Origin of the sequence: Helicobacter salomonis (assembly GCF_900197775.1) — a bacterium.
Classification (GTDB): domain Bacteria; phylum Campylobacterota; class Campylobacteria; order Campylobacterales; family Helicobacteraceae; genus Helicobacter; species Helicobacter salomonis.
On record NZ_FZMA01000021.1, the window covers coordinates 1 to 17783 of the forward strand.

Sequence of the window (17783 nt, forward strand, 5' to 3'; positions counted from 1 at the left end):
TCTTTGGTGGGTGGTTCACAGACTATGAAGACTACGCCACACAGAGCCAAGAGCTCAAGCGCACCTTACAACATTTGAGCTCAAGCTTGCAAGTCCAAGCAGAGCGTGCTGTTGATAAAGTAAGACATGCTATCAAAAATTCTAACCTCAATAACCCTCCATTCACTCCAACACCCCCGACCAAAGATGTTTTAGGCAATCTTGAATACAAGAGCTTTGTAGCACACTTTGCAATCCTAGAAACCCAAGTGCAAAACTTCCAAACTATACAAAAGCGCCAACAAGAGTTAGAGGGTTTTAAAAGCAAAGTCACAGCCCTAGAAAATACCCTGCAAGAGCGATTAGAAGCACTCAACACTTGTTGCACCACCTTGCAAGAGCGCATCCAAGAGTTTCGAGTTCAAGACATTTGGCGCGCTGAGGATTTAAGCGCACTCCACGAACTCCACCTAAGCGCTTGTATGCAAGAGCTAGAAAAAGTTTTTGAAGAAGAAAAGCAACTTGTAGAGCGTTTTAAAAAAGAGTGGCGCTGCTCTGTGTCAGCTAGCCCCCAATTAAAAACCACCTTGCAAGATAGATTACAAAAATTGCAGGAAACAATCCAAAACAAGGCTTTTAATTTGCAGGATCTCGCTTCTACTTTGCTTGCAGTGGCTATTAATGGCGATGAATTTTTATTATTGCACTTAGGCGATGGCATCTGCGGGGTGCTAAAAGATCGCACTTTAGTGGTGGCAAGCCACCCCGATAAAATGGCGAATTTAGCAATGAGACTATCTTCACCACTTCTAAAGATGCCCCTTTAAGCACAAAAGTGTTTAAGGGCAAATTGAGCGATAAGAATTTTACGGGCTTTGTGCTGATGTCTGATGGCGCGGGCGAATCCTTTTACCGCAATAGAGAACGCACCTTAGTAACTATATTGCAAGATTATATGAATGTCGCGCGCACAGAGCATGCGCGATCAAGTGCAGGCTTCCTTAGAAACTTTGCTAGAAACACGGGTTAAAGAAAAAACGACCGATGATTGTAGTGTGATCATGTTGGTTAAAGAGAGCGCAGATTCTTTAAGCGAGTCGGAGCAAAAGTTAAAGGTTAAGATAGAAAACTTGATAGACAAGCGGGCAGAGTCTGAGGATTAACACACTAAGGCGCGTTCTAAATATCCTAGCAAGGTTTCTAGTACTTGAGTATCGTCCTTGCTGGGGGCTTGTAAGTGGACAGGTTGGGGGAGGTGTAGCGTGATATGCTGGTGGTGGTGGGTGATCTTGGGGATTTGGAGTTGGTTAGCCAAGATTTTAATACGCATGATTGCCAAGAACTGCGCACTCATCGGGTCTAATGCCCCAAAACGATCTTCAATTTCATGGGCAATTTCTATCACCTGCGCGCTTGTTTGGCAAAGCGACAAACGCCGATACAACTCTAAGCGCAGGGCATCACTAGTGATTAACTCCGCATTTAAAAACCCACTCACGGCCAGTTTGAGCTCTACACTGCCACGCGCCCCCACAGACCCACTCTTTTCCTGCAGTGCATCTTCGAGCATACGCGCATACAACGCATAACCAATGCTCTTAATGTGCCCGCTCTGATGGCTTCCTAGAAGATTTCCCCCACCACGAATTTCTAAGTCATGCAGGGCAATATGCGCCCCGCTCCCCAAACTGGCATTTTTTTCTAAAGCGAGCAGTCGCTTAGTCGCACTCGGACTTAAATTTTGTTTGCCTTCTACCAGAAAGTAACAAAACCCCTCATGCATACCCCTCCCCACACGTCCCCTGAGTTGGTGCAAATCGGCCAACCCAAAGCTATCCGCGTTGTCAATGATGATTGTGTTAGCATTGGGTAGATGAATCCCCGATTCCACAATACTGGTGCATAGCAAGACCTCAAAACCCCCTTGTGCAAATTCCAAAATCAAACTTTCCGCTTGGAGCGCCGGGGTCTTAGAGTGCAAAATTTCCACTTTAAGATGGGGCAAAAGGTCCTGCAACATTTTTTGGACCATAGGCATGCTTTGGATATGGTTATAAATATAAAACACCTGACCCTTGCGCCGCAGCTCCCTTAAAATGATCTCTTTGAGCAAAGCGGGGGTTTTTTCTTTCACAAAGGTGCGCACGGGAGGTTTGCTCTCTGGAGGAGTGGCCAAATAGCTAATATCCTTGATCTTGGCTAAAGCCATGCTCAGGGTCCGGGGAATGGGGGTAGCAGACATGCTAAGGAGGTGCACATTTTGACTTAAAGCCTTGATCGCCTCCTTTTGCTTGACCCCAAATTTGTGTTCCTCATCTACCACCACCAATCCCAAATTTTTAAACTCTGCTCCTAAGAGCGCATGCGTTCCTACCACCACATCAATGCGCCCTTCTTGCAATTCTTTTAAAACACGCGCCTTGTCCTTGCTAAAGCGATCGAGTTTGGCAATGGTGATATTAAAGGGACTTAAGCGGGCTTGCAAGGTAACAAAATGCTGGCTAGATAAAAGTGTAGTGGGCACAAAGAGTGCGCTTTGGCGTTTTGCTAGAGCAAGGGTGTAGATTGCCACAAGAGCGACTTCGGTTTTGCCAAAACCCACATCTCCATTGAGCAAGCGATCCATCACCTGCCCGCTGGCTAGATCGCTCAACACTTCCTCTATGGCGCGATCTTGATCCTCTGTGAGCTTGAAGGGGCGCGCGTTGTGGAAGGCTTTTAGTGGGGTGGTATCGGGCGCAATTTTCACCCCTTCAAGCAACATGCGCTCTGCATGTGCACTGATAATATCCTCAGCCAGCCCTAGAAGCTCCGCACGCACTTTGGCCTTGAGTTTGCTAAAACCTCCCTTACCTAATTTATCCAGCGTGGGTGTGTTGGGGGCGATGTAGCGCTCCAATAAGTGTAGGTTTTCCACAGGTACAAAGAGGCGATCGTGGTTTTGATACTCTAGGGCGATAAAGTCGCGCACGCTTCCTAGCACGCTTTGTTGTACCAGTCCCTGAAAAAGACCCACGCCATAGTCCTCATGCACCACAAAATCCCCGCTGTTAAGCTCACTGAGAGCGAAGTTGAGAGGTTTAGCTTTTGGGGGTTTAGGATAAGTGTGTGCAGAGATAAAAATCTCCGTAGGAGTGCTAAAATGCAACACGCAATCTGAAATATAGGGTTTAACATGCGCCTCTAGGGGAGGTAAACTCTCATGGGCTCGGTGTAAGAGTGTGATGCTGTGCTGGGGGTGCAGGGCACAAAAATCGGAGAGATTTTTTAGAGGTAGGTGCAAATCTTGATACCCGGGGGGATGCCTAAGTTGGGGTAGGGCTAGGATTTTTTCTAATTGCGGTATGTGCTCCAAACAGGCATATTCTTGGGCTTCTTGATAAGCCTCTGCACTCAAGAGGGCACTATCTTCCTCCCAAAGCCACATCCCCCAATCTTGTAACGCCCAAAAACCTAGAGAGGCAATATCAGGCACTAAACTATCTGTTTTTAAACTCTCTAGGCGTGTTAGAAGGGTAGCGTGTTGCTCTGGAGTGAGGCTGAAGAGCGCGGGGGGAATTTCTAGGCACTCTAAGAGTTGGGGATCGCTTAACTGGGTGGTTAGATCGAAGGTTTTAATGTCCTCGCATTCCTCTCCAAAAAAGCTCAAGCGGTGGGGTTTGGGAGATCCGGGAGTGAAAATGTCCATAATATCCCCGCGCATACTCACCTCACCGGGCAACTCCACCATGTCTACAAATTCATAACCATAGGCGCGTAGGCGTGCTTGCAGCGCGTCTAAGGGAGTAGCTTCTAGGGCTTGGATAGTGAAACTTTGGCATAAAAAAGACTTGGGCAGAGGGTGCAGAATCGCGCTTAGAGGAGCGATGAGCAAGCAATCTTTCTTAGCTTCTTTGGCTTGGTAAAACAAGCGCAACTGGTTTAAGAGCGCGCTTAACTCTGCGCTAAAGGCGCGCATGTCATCCAAGTAGTGAGCCCTAAGTTCGGGGAAGATGAAGAGGACTTTTTGAGGAGCAAAGAAACGCACCACTTGGGAAGCTTGACGTGCTTGCGCGTCGTCTTGCACGATGAGAATTGTGCTCTCAAACCCTTTTGAAAGCGCGCTATGAAAGCTAGCTTGGATCAATCAGGCCTTCTTTTCTAAGAGATTGGTTTTATTGTCCAAAAGAGGGTGGGCGTTGTCCTTGGGGCGGCTTTCCCCCACTAAAATTCCCTTACGCTCGATAACCAGCTCAGAGCTGATAATCTTACCATCCACAAAGCCCAAAGGCATGATTTCGATCACATCGGCCTGTGCATTTCCATTGAATTTGCCACTGACAACCAATCTAGGTGCAAAAATATCTCCCACCACGACCCCATTTTTGCCGATGACAACAGTGTTACTAGAATGGATCGTCCCTTCCACTTCACCATCAATGTGCAGATGGCAGTCCATGTTCAAAGTTCCCTGGAATTTGCTTCCTTGGGCGATGATGGTGGCAGACCCGTTAGCAGCTTGTTTATGGTCGTTAGTAAAGATGGCCATGCAATATTCCTCTCTTGTGTGAAGATAAAGTCGAAGTTTTTCATATTCCATTTAATGAAAAAAATGGGATTGATGGGCTTGTCCATGAAACGCACTTCGTAATGAAGATGCGGTCCCGTGCTCATGCCAGAGCTTCCACTATAACCGATGAGTTGCCCTTTTTTGACGAATTCTCCATCTTTAACCACGATTTTATGCAAGTGAGCATAGTAGGTCTTAAAGCCAAAGGGATGATAAAGTTTGATGAGTCGCCCATAACCCCCATTCCAGCCATTGTGCGCCATGCCCACCACTCCATTAGCTGTGGCATAGACAGGAGTGTCCACAGGTGTGCTCAAGTCCACACCTGTATGGTTTTGCATGCGGTGTAAGATGGGGTGATAGCGCTGTTGGAATTCGCTAGAAATCCTGCGATAGGATTCCAGAGGGTTGTCATTGGGAATGAAACGCATAATGAAACTCTTCTGTGCACCCGTGATACTGGCCATATTTAAACGAGCGCTTAAGGGGGTCTGATCTTCTTGGGTGTCATTTTCTATGCCCACAAGATTTTCTAAATCATTGACCCGCTCACCTGCTAAGAGTAAATCTTCCACATACCCACGCATTTCTTGATTTAAACGCGCATGGATTTGTGAACTCTTTTCAAATTCAGCCCGTAAGATTGTAATCTGTTTCTTATTTTGAGTGATTTGAGTCTCAAAAAGATAGAGCACAGCAATCAAAAATAAGAGGACACTGAGCACGAACAAGAGCATATAGTAGGCAATTTGTTTGTAAAGAGTGTGTACATTGAGGGATTTGCTCCCATCGGGGTAGGTGAAGACTAAAATCAGACGCCTATTGAGCCACATTGGGAACACCTTTGGCAGAGTAAGAGCGGGGAGTGTAATTCTGGGTTTTGGTAATGTCCTCAATGCTATAAAAGAGGTTCTTCCAGTTAATGGGCGACTCCTCTTGGAAAATCACTTCAAACTTATCTAAACTCCATGCAAGATAAGCGGGCATGTCTACCACCTGCCCTAAGAAACGAATCTCGTAGTGAAGACCTTTGGAATAGGCACTTTTAGCATCGCCACTATAGCCCACTAAATCCCCTTTTTGCACAAAACTATTGGGTTTCATTACGATTTCGCTTAAGTGTGCATAAATGGAGCTAAATCCAAAGGCATGTTCTAGGCGCACCAAATTCCCATACCCCTGCTTGCTCAAAAGCACCACATCCACCACCCCACTAGCACTCGCATAAACAGGAGTTCTAGGGGGAGTGCTAAAATCGTAGCCCGCATGTGCCTGTAGTCTGTTGGGAATGGGAGCTGTGAAGCTCTTCTGCGTATAAGTTGCCAAAGGCACACCATTAGGGATGAGAGTTAGGGCTAAGTTTTTACTGGATAGGGGGAGTGATTCCAAGTTGATGTGGCCATAGGCCTGCGCGTTGAGCGTATCGCCTTTATCAATTTTGAGAATGTTCTCCAAAGTCTTGATTTGCTGACTCACCAAGGCGATTTCTTGGGTTTTATACTGGATATTTTGTTTGAGAGTGTTATTTTTTTGGTAAAGCTCTTTGTAGTTAGCCTCTGTAATGCGTTTCTCTAAAGTCACCTGACCCAGTTTTTGTACCAAATAACCTAATCCTATTCCTCCAGCTACCACGCATAAAAGCACGACACAAGCCGTAATTAAACAATATCGCTTCACATTCTTAGAGAGTCTAAGCTGCTTGGAACCGCTTTCATCAATGATGGTTAACACAAGCTTATCCCGCATCATACTCCCTTAAAAATGTTCCCACAACACTGAAAGAACCTCCCACGACCCAAAGATTTTCTTCTTTGAGAGCGTAGAATTTTTTCCATGAAAAGATTTCCCACGCTAGATGTAATTTCTCTAGTAAATCTTCCAATTTCTCCAGCTCCATGATCTGGATATCTTCAACCTTGAAGACCCACACGCGCGCAATGACAGATCGCAAACACTCCAAAATACTCCGCACATCCTTCCTAGCGTAGCTATTATAAACTAAGTGGATTTTTTGATCTTTAAAATTCTGTTGCAAGGCCTCTTTTAATGCTTTTGCGCCACCCACATTGTGCACTACATCCAAGATTAAATTAGACTCCAGGATTTCAAAGCGTCCGCGTAAATCTAGGGGTGGGATAGTAGCAGGGTTATGGGGAAGTTGAAGTACTTCTAGGCTATCCAATGCAGTTTGAAGGTTTTGGGCTAGAAAGAGCGGATAGGCGTAGTGATTGGCGTAGATACAAGCGGTGGGAGAGGGGGGATTGACTAAAAAGAGGGGCAAGCTATGGCTCATTGCCATTTCTTGTGCCTGCATTTGGACGCTGGGGTCTTGAGGAGCTAAGATGATGGGAGTGTTAGGCTCCAAACTTCCCATAGCTGCCAATTTGGTATGGACTATTTCTGAAAGTGTGCTACCCAAGCGATCGGTGTGATCCAGGCTAATGGGTGTGCAGACCAATGCACGACGCGCGTGCAAATGCGTAGTGCTGTCCAACGCGCCTCCAAGTCCGGCTTCTGCCACCATCAAATCGCAGTCTTGAGCTAACACGACCGCTAAGAGAGTGGCGTATTCAAAATAACTAATGTGAGAATCTAAACGCAATTTATGCAAATACTTATGCAAATGGGCATGCGCTTCTTGCAGGGCATTTTCAGAAATAATAGAGCCTTGTGTATAAAAGCGCTCACGAAAACTTAACAGATGAGGGGAAGTGAAATGTAGCACTTTTAGGCCCGCTTGCTCCAGAAGCAAAGTGATAAAACGCCCTGTGCTCCCCTTGCCATTTGTGCCGATAATCTGAATTTTAGGTGTATTATCGCTAAAGCGTTCCAAAAAGCGTGCATAGACTTTAGGAAAACGCGTTGGATCGAAAGGAGCGTATTCCTGTGCTAGGGAGGTGAGAAACGCACTTAAATTCATTTATTGAGCTTGCCCTCATAGGCAATTTGAGCCACAAATTGGGTTAGAGTTTGGTTCAAGGCTTGCGCGATCGCATAGAGGCGATTTTTATAAGTAGTCAAAGGATTTTGCAAAGAAACTGCATAATTATAATAGCCCGTATCTTTGAATGTTTTCACCGCGCCTTTTTTATTGTCATAGGTGTAATCCACATAGGCAGTCGCACGATAGAAGGTAGTAAAACCCTCTTGGTTCTGACTGATGGAAGTGTCAATCACACGGGTGATTTCTATGGTGATGATAGAATCGGCCTGTGCTTCGCTGGTGAGGGTGTTTTGGAAGCGTTGCACAATGATCCGATTGAGCATATCCTTAAATTGCACGGAGTTACGCGGGTTGGGTAAATTCACAATCAGGCGCACGAAGATACCCTGCCCTAGTGCATTCTGCGCGAAGGTGGCAATGGGCTTATAGCCACAGCCACCTAAAACAAACCCTAACGCCATAACCAAAGCCCTCATCGCAACACAAAATTCACCAACTTATCGGGTACAATTACTTCCTTAAGAATTTGTTTACCCTCTAACCATTTTTGCACCTGCTCTTTGGCTTGGGCCACAAGGGCATCGCGATCTAAATCCTTATCCACAACCACACTCGCGCGTTTTTTACCATTGATGCTAATAGCAATCTCAATCTTTTCTTGTTCTAAAGCTTGTGAATCTACTTCTTGGGATTTGAAATTTTGGCATTTAAAGAGTCGCTGGGCGACTTCTGAGCACACATGGGGAATGATGGGCTCTAAGATGTGGGTTAAAATGTAGTAGGCTTCGCTCCAAAGGGCAGGGTTAGTGGTTTTTTCTAACGCATTGAGGGCTTCCATACATGCAGCAATAAGGGTGTTAAAGGGGTAACCGGGTTGTTTTTTCTCAAAGATGGCATGGCATTTTTGCAAAGCTAAATGCACTTTTTGGCGTGCCTGCTTTTCTGCGGGGTTGAGATTTTCTAACTTGGGGGGGTGATCGCAGGGTGAAGCTAAAAAGGATTTCTCATAAAAGCGTTTGAGAAAGCGGGCTGCACCCTCTAGGGCTTTGTCATTCCAATCGAGTTCTTTACTAGGCGGAGCGACAAAGTGGATGTAAAGCCGCGCGATGTCTGCGCCATACTTTTCTAAAATCTCTTGGGGGCTCACCACATTCCCCTTAGATTTACTCATTTTAGCTCCATTTTTAAGCACCATGCCCTGTGTGGTTAGACATGTAAAGGGTTCATCTAGGCGCAAATAGCCCAAATCGCGCAAGACCTTAGTAAAAAAGCGCGCATACAGCAGGTGCAAGATCGCATGCTCCACCCCGCCGATGTATTCATCTACACCCAGCCAATAGGCGAGTGCTTGGGGTTCAAAGGCTTGGTGTTCCCAAAGTTCTTTGGGCGTGGCGTAGCGCAAGAAATACCAGCTGGATTGGAAAAAGGTGTCCATGGTGTCGCTCTCTCTTTGAGCGGGGCGATCGCACATAGGGCATGAACATGCCTTGAAAGTTAAGTGCTTTTCTAAGGGATTGCCTTCTCCATCAATTTGCACATCTTCAGGAAGTAAGATGGGCAGGTTTTCTAGCTTTTCTGGCACAAGACCGCAGTGTTCACAGCGCACCATTGGGATGAGCGCACCCCAGTAGCGTTGGCGACTAATCCCCCAATCCTGCAGGCGATAATGGGTGACACGCTGCCCCAAATCCTGTCCTTCAAAAAGATCGCTTAATTTTTCGCGCGCTTGAGCGGGGGTGAGTCCGTTGTAGGTATCGCTGTGTTCTAAAACCCCCTCTTCGTTGATGACTTGTTTGATAGGGATATTTAAAAGCGTGGCAAATTCGTGATCGCGTGTGTCGTGTGCAGGCACACCCATGAGTGCCCCGCTTCCATAACTCTCTAGCACGAAATTAGCTACATAAATAGGGATGCGTTCTTGAGTTAAGGGGTGCAGGGCTTGCAAGGGCAATAACACCCCCTTTTTCTCTAAAGCGCGTGCGCGCGCAGAAGTGTTTTGCATCTCTACAATGGCTTGCTGACTGGCAGGGTCTACATGTTTTCCTTTTAAAAGCGCGCCCACAATGGGATGCCCGGGGGCTAGGGCGATAAAGGTAACCCCATAAATGGTGTCAATACGGGTGGTGAAGACCTCGATTTGGCGGTATTGTTCTTTTAAGAGAGCAATACTCTTAGGGGCTAGATTGAAGTGGAAAACAAGACCTTGGGATTTGCCAATCCAGTTTTCCTGCATGCGCAAGACTTGGCTGGGCCAATACCCCTCTAGGGTTTTGAGTTCTGCTAAGAGTTCTTCGGCGTATTTTGTGATTTTTAAGTAGTATTGGGGCATCTGCTTTTGCACCACAGGAGTATCACAGCGCCAGCATCTCCCCTCGATAACCTGCTCGTTAGCTAGAACGGTTTTATCCTTAGGACACCAATTTAGCCACGCCTCTTTTTGATAGACCAAACCTTTTTTATACATTTCGATAAAAAAGCCCTGCTCAATCTTAGTGTAATGGGGATCGCAGGTGGCAAACTCTCGTGCTTGAGAAAAGGAAAAGCCCAATGCCTGAAATTCCTCGCGCATTTTAGCGATATTCTCATAAGTCCATTTCTTAGGGTGCACACCGTATTGAATGGCTGCATTTTCTGCGGGCATACCAAAGGCGTCAAAGCCCATCGGGTGCAAAACATTATAACCCACTTGGCGGTAATAACGCGCTAGTGCGTCCCCGATGGCGTAATTGCGCACATGTCCCATGTGAATCGCCCCGCTGGGATAGGGGAACATGCTTAAGATATACTTTTTGGGTTTTGTTAAATCCTCAAGGGGCTCAAACACCCCGCTCCGAGTCCAAATTGCCTGCCATTTTTGCTCTATGCTGTGTGCGTTGTAGTGTTGCATTAATACTCCGTATCCATGTTTTTAGTGCCATCGATGATAATCAAAATCAAACAAAAAACATTGCTCAAAAGTGCGCCAACCATGAGGGTGTAGGTGAAAATAGAATTATTGAGAATTTGCAAAAAGATAAAGGCGGGGATGAGGTGCAAAAGGGCAGAAATCGATCCTCCTAAGAGTTCGGAGGCGAATTGTTTTTGCACTCCAATTTTAAGCGTAGTGGTGATGAGATTGAGTGCGAGGGCAACAAATAAGACAACCACATTGGGTTCGTACAAAAAACCCGCTACTGAAGTGGTGCTCCCCAAGCTAAAGATCACAAAGGCGACACGACCCCAGTCCATGTTTCTCCTTTAGCTAGACACGCCCGTGCTCGTAAAGTTGGCGTAGGCGCTCCTTTTCCTGTTTGCGTTTGAGCTTTTTGAGTTCCTTGTCATGATACTTGCTTAAATCAAAGCCTAGCAACACGGCGAGTTTAGGCGCAATAAAAATTGAGCTATAAGTCCCTACAATCGTGCCCACCAACATGGGTAGAGAAAAGCCCACTAAGATTTTAGAGCCAAAGAAGTAAAGCACTACCAAGACGAAAAACACCGTGAGCGAAGTTAATAGGGTGCGGCTTAGGGTATTGGAAATCGCTTGGTTGATGAGAGTATTCAAGTCCTGCTGTTTGCGTGCGAGCATGCCCTCTCTGATACGATCAAAAATAATGATTGTGTCATTAATGGAGTAGCCCAGCAAAGTCAAGAGCGCGGCGATCACCTCTAAATTGAGATCAATATTAAACACAATCACACTCACCGCTGTTACCAGAGTGTCATGGGCTAAAGCCAGCACGCCCGCTAAAGCAAAACGCCACTCATAGCGAAAACTCACATAGATCATCATCGCAATGATGGCTAGAACTAGCGATAAGACTCCCTTTTCTTTGAGCTCACTTCCCACTCTAGGCCCTACGCTGTCTAACTTGCGGATTTCGAACTTGCCTAAAGGATTGAGCAATTGGCTAATTTGCACGCCTAAATCTTGTTGAGTGCCCTGCTGGGTGGCTAAAAGAGGGATTTTAATCACCATTTCTTCAGGCGCACCAAATTCGCTCACCTGCACGCCCTTAAGCTGGGTAGCCACCACCTCGCGCACCTTAGCCACGCTGACTACCTTTTCAAAGCGCACCTGCACCACACTCCCCCCAGAAAAATCCACCCCTAAATTAAACCCCTTGAAGAAGATCAAAAACACACAGACGAGCACGAGCACGCCCGAAAGAGGCAGGGTAAAACGGGCATAGCCCATAAAATCCAAAACCCGAACCCGCTTAAAGAGTTCCATGTGTAACCTTTTTAGAAGGTTTAGAGTGGGTATTTAAGCTAATCCCAAACCAAAAATAAAGCCCCTTCTTTTTGGAAAGTTTGTGGGCAATGGCTTGGTAAAAGCCCTGTGTGCCAATGATGGCGGTTAAAATAGAGGCTAGAATCCCAATGCCTGTGGTGAGCGCAAAGCCCTTAATCGTGCCCGTGCCATATGCATAGAGTAAAAAGGAAGCGATTAAAGAGGTGAGATTGGAGTCAAAAATCGCCCTTGAAGCGTTGGCATAACCTGAATGCAAGGCCTGCACCACGCTTTCATTGCCCCTAAGCCCTTCGCGGATTCGCTCATTGATGATGATATTAGCGTCCACTGCCATACCCACAGTGAGCACAATCCCTGCCATGCCTGGCAGAGTCAAGGTTGCCCCAAAGAGCGCCATCACGGCGATAATCAAAAACAAATTCACCACCAACGCCACGCTGGCAATCACCCCTGCCATCGCATAGTAGAAAATCATAAAGGCGATGACTAGAATAAACGCCCCTGCTAGGGCAATCAGAGAAGTGCGGATGCTATCTGCTCCTAAACTCGGTCCAATAATGCGCTTTTCTAGCACACTGATGGGCGCGCGCAAAGACCCGCTTCTAAGCGTGATAGCCAAGTCACTGGCCTGCTCCACGCTAAAGCTCCCACTAATCTGCCCACTCCCCCCTCCAATGCGCTCACGGATATAGGGAGCAGAATAGACCTTATTGTCTAAGACCACCGCCATGCGTTTGCCCACATTGCTCCCTGAAAAATCCCCAAAGATTTTAGCTCCCCTTGAATCTAAACTAAAACTCACCACGGGTTGGTTGTTGTTATCATAGGCTACTTGTGCGTCGGTGAGCATTTCTCCATCTAAAATAGGGATTGCCCTCAAGAGCAATTTACCCTGCCCCCCACTCTGGGGCGCATAGGGCAAGGCCACATCACCTAGTTTATGGATTTCCTCTGGGCTGAGTTCAGCTAGATAGGGGTTCTTTTCCTCATCAACTGCCATCATCTGTAAATGGGCAGATTTGGTGATCAAGTCTTTAGCCCGCTGTTCTTCAGCCAAGGTCTTAATCCCGGGTAATTGCACCAGGATCGCGTCCCTACCCTGCTGGAGCACAGTGGGTTCGGCTAATCCGAATTGATCAAGGCGGTTTCTAATCGTGCTAATGACTTGCAAAAGAGTTTGATACTGAAAATCTTGAGCCTTTTCAGCGCTCAAAGAAAGAGTATAATGTTCTTGAGCGTGATCGACCTGTACGCCCTCCTTGCTAAAATCCTCCAAAATTTTGTTTAAGGCTTTGGCTTCATCGGGGTCTAGTAGATCAAACTCCACCCCTCGCAGAGAGGATTGCAGGTCTTTCACCAAGATATTCTGTGCCTTAAAGGCGTAGTCTAACGAGGTAGCCATAGAAGTGTACTTATTCTTGAGCGCCTCTTCGATCTGCACCCCTAGCAATAAGCTCAACCCCCCCCTTAGGTCTAAACCTAGAGTGATCTTAGGTCCCTTAGTTTGTAACAGGCTAGGCAAAGAAAGTCCCACGCCAAAGACAAGCGCGATCACAAAGATCAGCAAACGCGCATTAAACACCCGCCCCAAAGACTACTGTGCCTCTTTCTTCAAAGAAACAGAGTTATTTGCGCTTTCTTCATCCAACTTATAAGCCACATAATTTTTTGCTAACTTGACTTCTAACCCCTCATTCAAACGCACTTTAAAGAAATTGGCCTCAGGTTTGATCACCTCACAGATGAGCCCTCCCTGAGAGACAATTTTATCTCCCTTTTGCAAGCCCTCCAACATTTCCTTATGTTTCTTAGCCTGCACGCGTTGAGGGCGAATAATGAGGAAGTAAAAAATCGCAAAGAGCACCAAGAGGGGTAAAATTGAGGTCAGGATTTCCTTAGTTTGGTTCATAAAACTTCCTTTTTGAGATTCAAAACTTCGATTATAGTAACTTTACTTAAGGCTTGGCTTTAAGATTTATTCTTTTATGTGCGGCAACTAGATAGAGGGTGCCCAGTATACCTGAGATCAGCGAGGCTAATAAAATGGCAATCTTAGAGACTTCCATTGCATCCTTGTTGTCAAAAGCTAGATTAGCCATGAACATGGACATGGTAAATCCGATGCCCGCGAGCATGCCCGCTCCTAGAATCTGTCCCCAGCTCACCCCATCGGGGCGTTTAGCAATTTTAAGCTTTTCTGCCAAAAAAGTGATCCCCAAAATACCAATAGGTTTTCCTACCACCAGTCCTAAGATCACGCCCCATAAAATTTCATCGACCTTAAAATTCAAGTCTTGATTAATAGCTACCCCCGCATTAGCTAGCGCAAACAGAGGCATGATGAAATACGCGCTGTAAGGGTGTAAGGCGTGTTCCAAGCGCTCTAAAGGGCTTTGTAAATTTCTCGTGGCATCTTGGAGAGTGTAGAGAATGTCGCGCTGGTCCTGGTCTAGGGGTTTATTGGTGCTGTGCGTCTTGGGGTTAAACGCGTTTTTAAAGCTCTCCATCATCGCGCCAAAACTGTGCAAAACCTGTTTGCGCTGTGTGATCTTAATGGGAATGGTGAAGGCGAGAGCTACACCCGCAATGGTAGCATGGATTCCGCTATTATATGTGGTGATCCATAATCCTACCCCCAAGAGTAAGTAAATCCACAAATAGCGCACCCCCAGTACATTTAACAAGATTAACGCCAATAAAATTCCCCCCGATCCAGCCAACCATGTCATGTATAAATTAGAGCTATAAAAGATCGCAATCACGATAATTGCGCCCAAGTCATCCGCCACAGCTAGGGTAACTAAAAAAACTTTAAGCGCGGGGGGCACGCGTTTACCCAAGAGCAAAATCACCCCTAAGGCAAAGGCAATATCTGTAGCCATAGGAATCCCAAAGCCATGCGCACTGGCTGTATTAGCATTCAAGCTATGATAGATTAGCCCAGGGACAATCATACCTCCTAAAGCCGCGATCACGGGAAAGGCTGCCTTGGCAAATCCACAAAGCTCCCCATAGAGTACCTCGCGCTTGATCTCCAAGCCTACCAGGAGAAAAAACAAGGCCATGAGCACATCATCAATCCACTGATGGATGGAAAAACCAAAGAAAAATTCTCCTACATTAAAGCCTACTTTGGTGTGCCATAGCTCAAAATAATAGGTAGACAAGAAAGAATTAGCATAAATCATTGCCCATACGGCACTAATGAAGAGAAAAATCCCTCCAAAGGATTCACTCTTGATAAAGTCTAAAAAAAGATTCTTGCGCGGTTGAGTCATCGCTGTCCTTATAGAGAGATGGGGCGCACCTGTACACCTGATTCAAGGGTATAGATGAGTGCCCCACTTACACGGTATTGGGCATAAATGCGCCCCACACTCTCCTGGTAGCCTAAGACTTGTTGCTGGTGCATATGGGAGTAGGTAGACCCGCTTTTATAGTCTAAAATCCACACATGTTTTTCTTGAGGATTACAGATGAGCATGTCCATACGCAACACGCTTTGATCGATTTTAAAAGAGAGTTCTACACTGAGTGCTCCGCGCTTTAAGAGTGCGTTAAAGGATTGTTCTTGTTGCAGGGCTTGCAAACGCTTGAGCACTTGGGAGGCTTCCACTCTCATAAAAGCAAAATGGTGTTGCAAGTAGGGTTGCAGCTGCACTAAGGCAATTCCATAGCCGTAATGGAGCTCTAGTGCCTTGTGCAAAGCTTGACCAAAACGCATGGCTAAATGCGCATCAGAAGAGCTGGGGGTTTGCTTTTGCAAGTGATCACTCTGCCTGCCAAAGGCATGTTGATTCTCCAAAAGTGCGGGCGTGCTAGACTTGAGCTGGGGTGGTGGAGTGTGGGTTTGGGGCGCAATAGAACCCACTTGCCTCTCTTCCCAATTAAAGACACTCTTTTGTTGGTCTTGGATTACGATCAAGCTATGTTTGGCGCGTGTGCAGGCCACATAGAGGATATTTTGTTCCTCTCGGGTATTGCGCGCTTTGAGAGTATCTAAGGCTTTTGCATAATCTGAATCAAAGTGTTCTCTACCTTTTTGTCGATAAAAAGGTCTAAGACGCTTTTGATCGTAGAGGGTGAAAAACTTAGAGTTGTCCGCTCTTTTACCCCCAAAAGGCTCGACGACAAGCACATGTCCAAATTCCATGCCCTTAGACTTGTGAATGGTCATGATCTTGATCCCCTGCAATGCCGTATGGTTAAAGCCCGGCACCTCCTTTTCTAGCATTGCGATGAATTGCTCTATATCATACTGATTGAGTGAAAGTTCTAGCAGGTGACGCGCCGGATCGCTATAAAGTTTAAAGGTACGCATAATAGCTAATAGATAGGCACTAAGATTAGAGTCAAAAGAGGGGAGTTGCAGGGGCGTGTGCAGGGGTAGCCCTAAGAGTTTAGCCATGCAGGTGCTATGGTAGGGTTTATTCTGCTGGGGCGCTAGAGCATGCTTGAGGGCGTGCAGGAGAATTTTTACCTCTCTTTGGGCTAATAGACGCGCGTCTGTCTCGCTTATAAAAGCTACGCCCTGCAAAGGAGGTCGGGAGCTTTGGAGCATGAAATCTCTAATAGCGATCGCATCTTGGTTTTTGAAACATAGAATAGCGATTTCTTGGGGGGGAACTTTAGCCTCTAATAGGACGCATACCTCAGCACAGAGGGTTTCTAAGAGATCGTGCGTTTTACACACCTTGAGGAAACCCTCTTGGGCATTGGGGTGGGCTTTTTGCGCGCTGTATTGTTCCTTAAATTTTTCAGAAAAAGTGGCGTTGACAAAGTCCAGCACGGCTTTATCACTGCGGTAATTGGTGTCTAGCTCCTTGCTTGCAAATTCCGCACACGCATGCACAAACAGATCGCTATAACTCCCCCTAAAGCCATAAATGCTCTGCTTGACATCGCCTACGAAAAACACGCTCCGATCTGCCAAATTCTGCCCCCTGCCCGCCTTGATCTCTGCAATCAGGGGTTGCAAAATTTGGTATTGCAACACGCTGGTGTCTTGAAACTCATCCACTAGAATATGACTAATGCGCCCATCAAGACGAAAATAGAAAAAATCCCTATCTACTAGATTTCCTGCCAAGAGGGCATGCGTTTTTAGGGCGATGGTGTTAAAGTCTAATTGTGTGGAGCTGTGCGTGTGGGTCGCATAGAGGGCTAAAAAATGGGCAACTTCTTGCAAGATCAAAACCTCTTGCAATTGGTAGTAAGAGATAATTTTCTCCTTAAGGGTTTCAAAATCAGGGTTGAGGTCCCCAAGCCCATACTTCTTAAAATAACAATAGTCTGCGCCTTCAACAATGGGCTTGGGAGAAGAGAGTAAAACTTGCAGATTCGCACACTTGAGCGCTTCTTTACCCTTTTGAGTGGGGACTCGTTGCTGGATTTGTGCTTGGAGTGCGCGTGCGCGCTCCAAGATTTCTTCTTCTAAGGCGGATAAATTGGGTGTGCTAGTCTGTGAAACTTGCATCTGCACGCCACTATAATAGAGGTCTAAAATGGACTTTAGGGCTTCTGTGGTGCTGAAACTTTTACTAAAATCCAAAACATGCGCACAAAAACGCTTCAAGCTCTCCCTATCTCTAGGTTTAAGGGCTTGGATAAAACTTAAAAGTTTCTCTTGAGGGTCTAAATCGCTCAACGCAAATTGCGCGCTCACTTCCACAAAATGGCTAAATTTGCGCAAAATCCTTTGGAAAAAGGCATCAATGGTCATGATCTGGGGCTTGTCTTGCATGAATTGCGCATAAATAGCAGGAATGCGAGGCGCGATAACACTTGGATCAAGCCCATAAGTGTCCTGCAAAGCCTGCACAAGGGCAGTGTTTTTAAATTCCATACTGTGGTCGCTTGCTACATTTGCACGCAATTCTTCAAGAGCTTTGAGCACGCGCAGTTGCATTTCAGCAGCGGCTTTGTTCGTGAAAGTGATTGCCAAAATCTCATGCGCGCGCACTCCTTGTAAAAGAAGAGCCACATAGCGCAACACCAACGCAAAAGTTTTCCCGCTTCCTGCCGAAGCCCGCAACACTAGATGGGGGTCTGTGCTCATGGATGTTTTCATGCCGTCA

16 protein-coding genes are annotated in these 17783 nt (G+C 46.3%); 3 read left to right on the forward strand and 13 right to left on the reverse strand.

Features of this window, described 5'->3' with window-relative positions:
* The 3 genes from C6H04_RS08270 to C6H04_RS08140 form a co-directional block, all read left to right on the forward strand.
* On the forward strand, positions 1-806 hold an 806-nt coding region (locus C6H04_RS08270; RefSeq protein ID WP_267892270.1), incomplete at its 5' end, for a protein phosphatase 2C domain-containing protein.
* Positions 776-1009: a PP2C family serine/threonine-protein phosphatase gene (locus C6H04_RS08275; protein WP_324731048.1), complete on the forward strand. Its 234-nt coding sequence runs from the start codon at positions 776-778 to the stop codon at positions 1007-1009. The genes C6H04_RS08270 and C6H04_RS08275, both read left to right, overlap by 31 nt.
* On the forward strand, positions 939-1142 hold the full coding sequence (locus C6H04_RS08140) for a hypothetical protein (RefSeq protein ID WP_233711854.1): 204 nt from the start codon (positions 939-941) through the stop codon (positions 1140-1142). Before C6H04_RS08275 ends, C6H04_RS08140 begins: the two co-directional genes overlap by 71 nt.
* Here the strand turns inward: C6H04_RS08140 and mfd are convergent.
* The 13 genes from mfd to C6H04_RS04285 are packed head-to-tail and all read right to left on the reverse strand — an operon-like array spanning position 1139 to position 17776.
* Positions 1139-4105 carry a transcription-repair coupling factor gene (gene mfd, locus C6H04_RS04225; protein ID WP_104695535.1) on the reverse strand — a complete coding sequence of 989 codons (2967 nt, stop codon included), beginning with the start codon at positions 4103-4105 and terminating at the stop codon, positions 1139-1141. The genes C6H04_RS08140 and mfd overlap by 4 nt on opposite strands.
* Positions 4106-4507: a bactofilin family protein gene (locus C6H04_RS04230; protein WP_104695536.1), complete on the reverse strand. Its 402-nt coding sequence runs from the start codon at positions 4505-4507 to the stop codon at positions 4106-4108.
* Complete coding sequence (locus tag C6H04_RS04235; RefSeq protein WP_104695537.1) at positions 4420-5361, reverse strand: M23 family metallopeptidase; 942 nt, start codon at positions 5359-5361, stop codon at positions 4420-4422. Before C6H04_RS04235 ends, C6H04_RS04230 begins: the two co-directional genes overlap by 88 nt.
* Positions 5348-6274: a M23 family metallopeptidase gene (locus C6H04_RS04240; protein WP_104732409.1), complete on the reverse strand. Its 927-nt coding sequence runs from the start codon at positions 6272-6274 to the stop codon at positions 5348-5350. The genes C6H04_RS04235 and C6H04_RS04240 overlap by 14 nt, the downstream gene beginning before the upstream one ends.
* Complete coding sequence (locus C6H04_RS04245) at positions 6264-7448, reverse strand: folylpolyglutamate synthase family protein (RefSeq protein WP_104732410.1); 1185 nt, start codon at positions 7446-7448, stop codon at positions 6264-6266. The genes C6H04_RS04240 and C6H04_RS04245 overlap by 11 nt, the downstream gene beginning before the upstream one ends.
* The gene (gene lptE / locus C6H04_RS04250) at positions 7445-7948 is read right to left on the reverse strand and encodes an LPS assembly lipoprotein LptE (protein WP_104695540.1); all 504 of its coding nucleotides are present in this window, start codon (positions 7946-7948) and stop codon (positions 7445-7447) included. Before lptE ends, C6H04_RS04245 begins: the two co-directional genes overlap by 4 nt.
* Positions 7945-10359, reverse strand: a complete 2415-nt coding sequence (gene leuS / locus C6H04_RS04255; protein ID WP_104732411.1) for a leucine--tRNA ligase — start codon at positions 10357-10359, stop codon at positions 7945-7947. Before leuS ends, lptE begins: the two co-directional genes overlap by 4 nt.
* Complete coding sequence (locus C6H04_RS04260; RefSeq protein ID WP_104695542.1) at positions 10359-10700, reverse strand: DUF6394 family protein; 342 nt, start codon at positions 10698-10700, stop codon at positions 10359-10361. The genes leuS and C6H04_RS04260 overlap by 1 nt, the downstream gene beginning before the upstream one ends.
* A gap of 13 nt (positions 10701-10713) precedes the next feature.
* Positions 10714-11685, reverse strand: a complete 972-nt coding sequence (gene secF / locus C6H04_RS04265; protein WP_104732412.1) for a protein translocase subunit SecF — start codon at positions 11683-11685, stop codon at positions 10714-10716.
* Positions 11672-13297 carry a protein translocase subunit SecD gene (gene secD, locus C6H04_RS04270; RefSeq protein ID WP_199767080.1) on the reverse strand — a complete coding sequence of 542 codons (1626 nt, stop codon included), beginning with the start codon at positions 13295-13297 and terminating at the stop codon, positions 11672-11674. The genes secF and secD overlap by 14 nt, the downstream gene beginning before the upstream one ends.
* A gap of 3 nt (positions 13298-13300) precedes the next feature.
* Positions 13301-13615 carry a preprotein translocase subunit YajC gene (gene yajC / locus C6H04_RS04275; RefSeq protein WP_104695544.1) on the reverse strand — a complete coding sequence of 105 codons (315 nt, stop codon included), beginning with the start codon at positions 13613-13615 and terminating at the stop codon, positions 13301-13303.
* Positions 13616-13661: 46 nt separating this feature from the next.
* Complete coding sequence (gene nhaA, locus C6H04_RS04280) at positions 13662-14984, reverse strand: sodium/proton antiporter NhaA (protein WP_104732413.1); 1323 nt, start codon at positions 14982-14984, stop codon at positions 13662-13664.
* Positions 14985-14992: 8 nt separating this feature from the next.
* Complete coding sequence (locus tag C6H04_RS04285) at positions 14993-17776, reverse strand: RecB-like helicase (protein WP_158653810.1); 2784 nt, start codon at positions 17774-17776, stop codon at positions 14993-14995.
* Positions 17777-17783: the final 7 nt, after the last annotated feature.

What these genes read in the sequence shown, in the direction of transcription:
- leuS (WP_104732411.1), bottom strand. Translation starts at nt 10,359, where the DNA reads ATGCAACACTACAACGCACACAGCATAGAGCAAAAATGGCAGGCAATT.
- C6H04_RS04245 (WP_104732410.1), bottom strand. Translation starts at nt 7,448, where the DNA reads ATGAATTTAAGTGCGTTTCTCACCTCCCTAGCACAGGAATACGCTCCT.
- C6H04_RS04230 (WP_104695536.1), bottom strand. Translation starts at nt 4,507, where the DNA reads ATGGCCATCTTTACTAACGACCATAAACAAGCTGCTAACGGGTCTGCC.
- C6H04_RS04285 (WP_158653810.1), bottom strand. Translation starts at nt 17,776, where the DNA reads ATGAAAACATCCATGAGCACAGACCCCCATCTAGTGTTGCGGGCTTCG.
- yajC (WP_104695544.1), bottom strand. Translation starts at nt 13,615, where the DNA reads ATGAACCAAACTAAGGAAATCCTGACCTCAATTTTACCCCTCTTGGTG.
- C6H04_RS04240 (WP_104732409.1), bottom strand. Translation starts at nt 6,274, where the DNA reads ATGCGGGATAAGCTTGTGTTAACCATCATTGATGAAAGCGGTTCCAAG.
- C6H04_RS04260 (WP_104695542.1), bottom strand. Translation starts at nt 10,700, where the DNA reads ATGGACTGGGGTCGTGTCGCCTTTGTGATCTTTAGCTTGGGGAGCACC.
- lptE (WP_104695540.1), bottom strand. Translation starts at nt 7,948, where the DNA reads ATGAGGGCTTTGGTTATGGCGTTAGGGTTTGTTTTAGGTGGCTGTGGC.
- nhaA (WP_104732413.1), bottom strand. Translation starts at nt 14,984, where the DNA reads ATGACTCAACCGCGCAAGAATCTTTTTTTAGACTTTATCAAGAGTGAA.
- C6H04_RS08140 (WP_233711854.1), top strand. Translation starts at nt 939, where the DNA reads ATGTCGCGCGCACAGAGCATGCGCGATCAAGTGCAGGCTTCCTTAGAA.
- secF (WP_104732412.1), bottom strand. Translation starts at nt 11,685, where the DNA reads ATGGAACTCTTTAAGCGGGTTCGGGTTTTGGATTTTATGGGCTATGCC.
- C6H04_RS04235 (WP_104695537.1), bottom strand. Translation starts at nt 5,361, where the DNA reads ATGTGGCTCAATAGGCGTCTGATTTTAGTCTTCACCTACCCCGATGGG.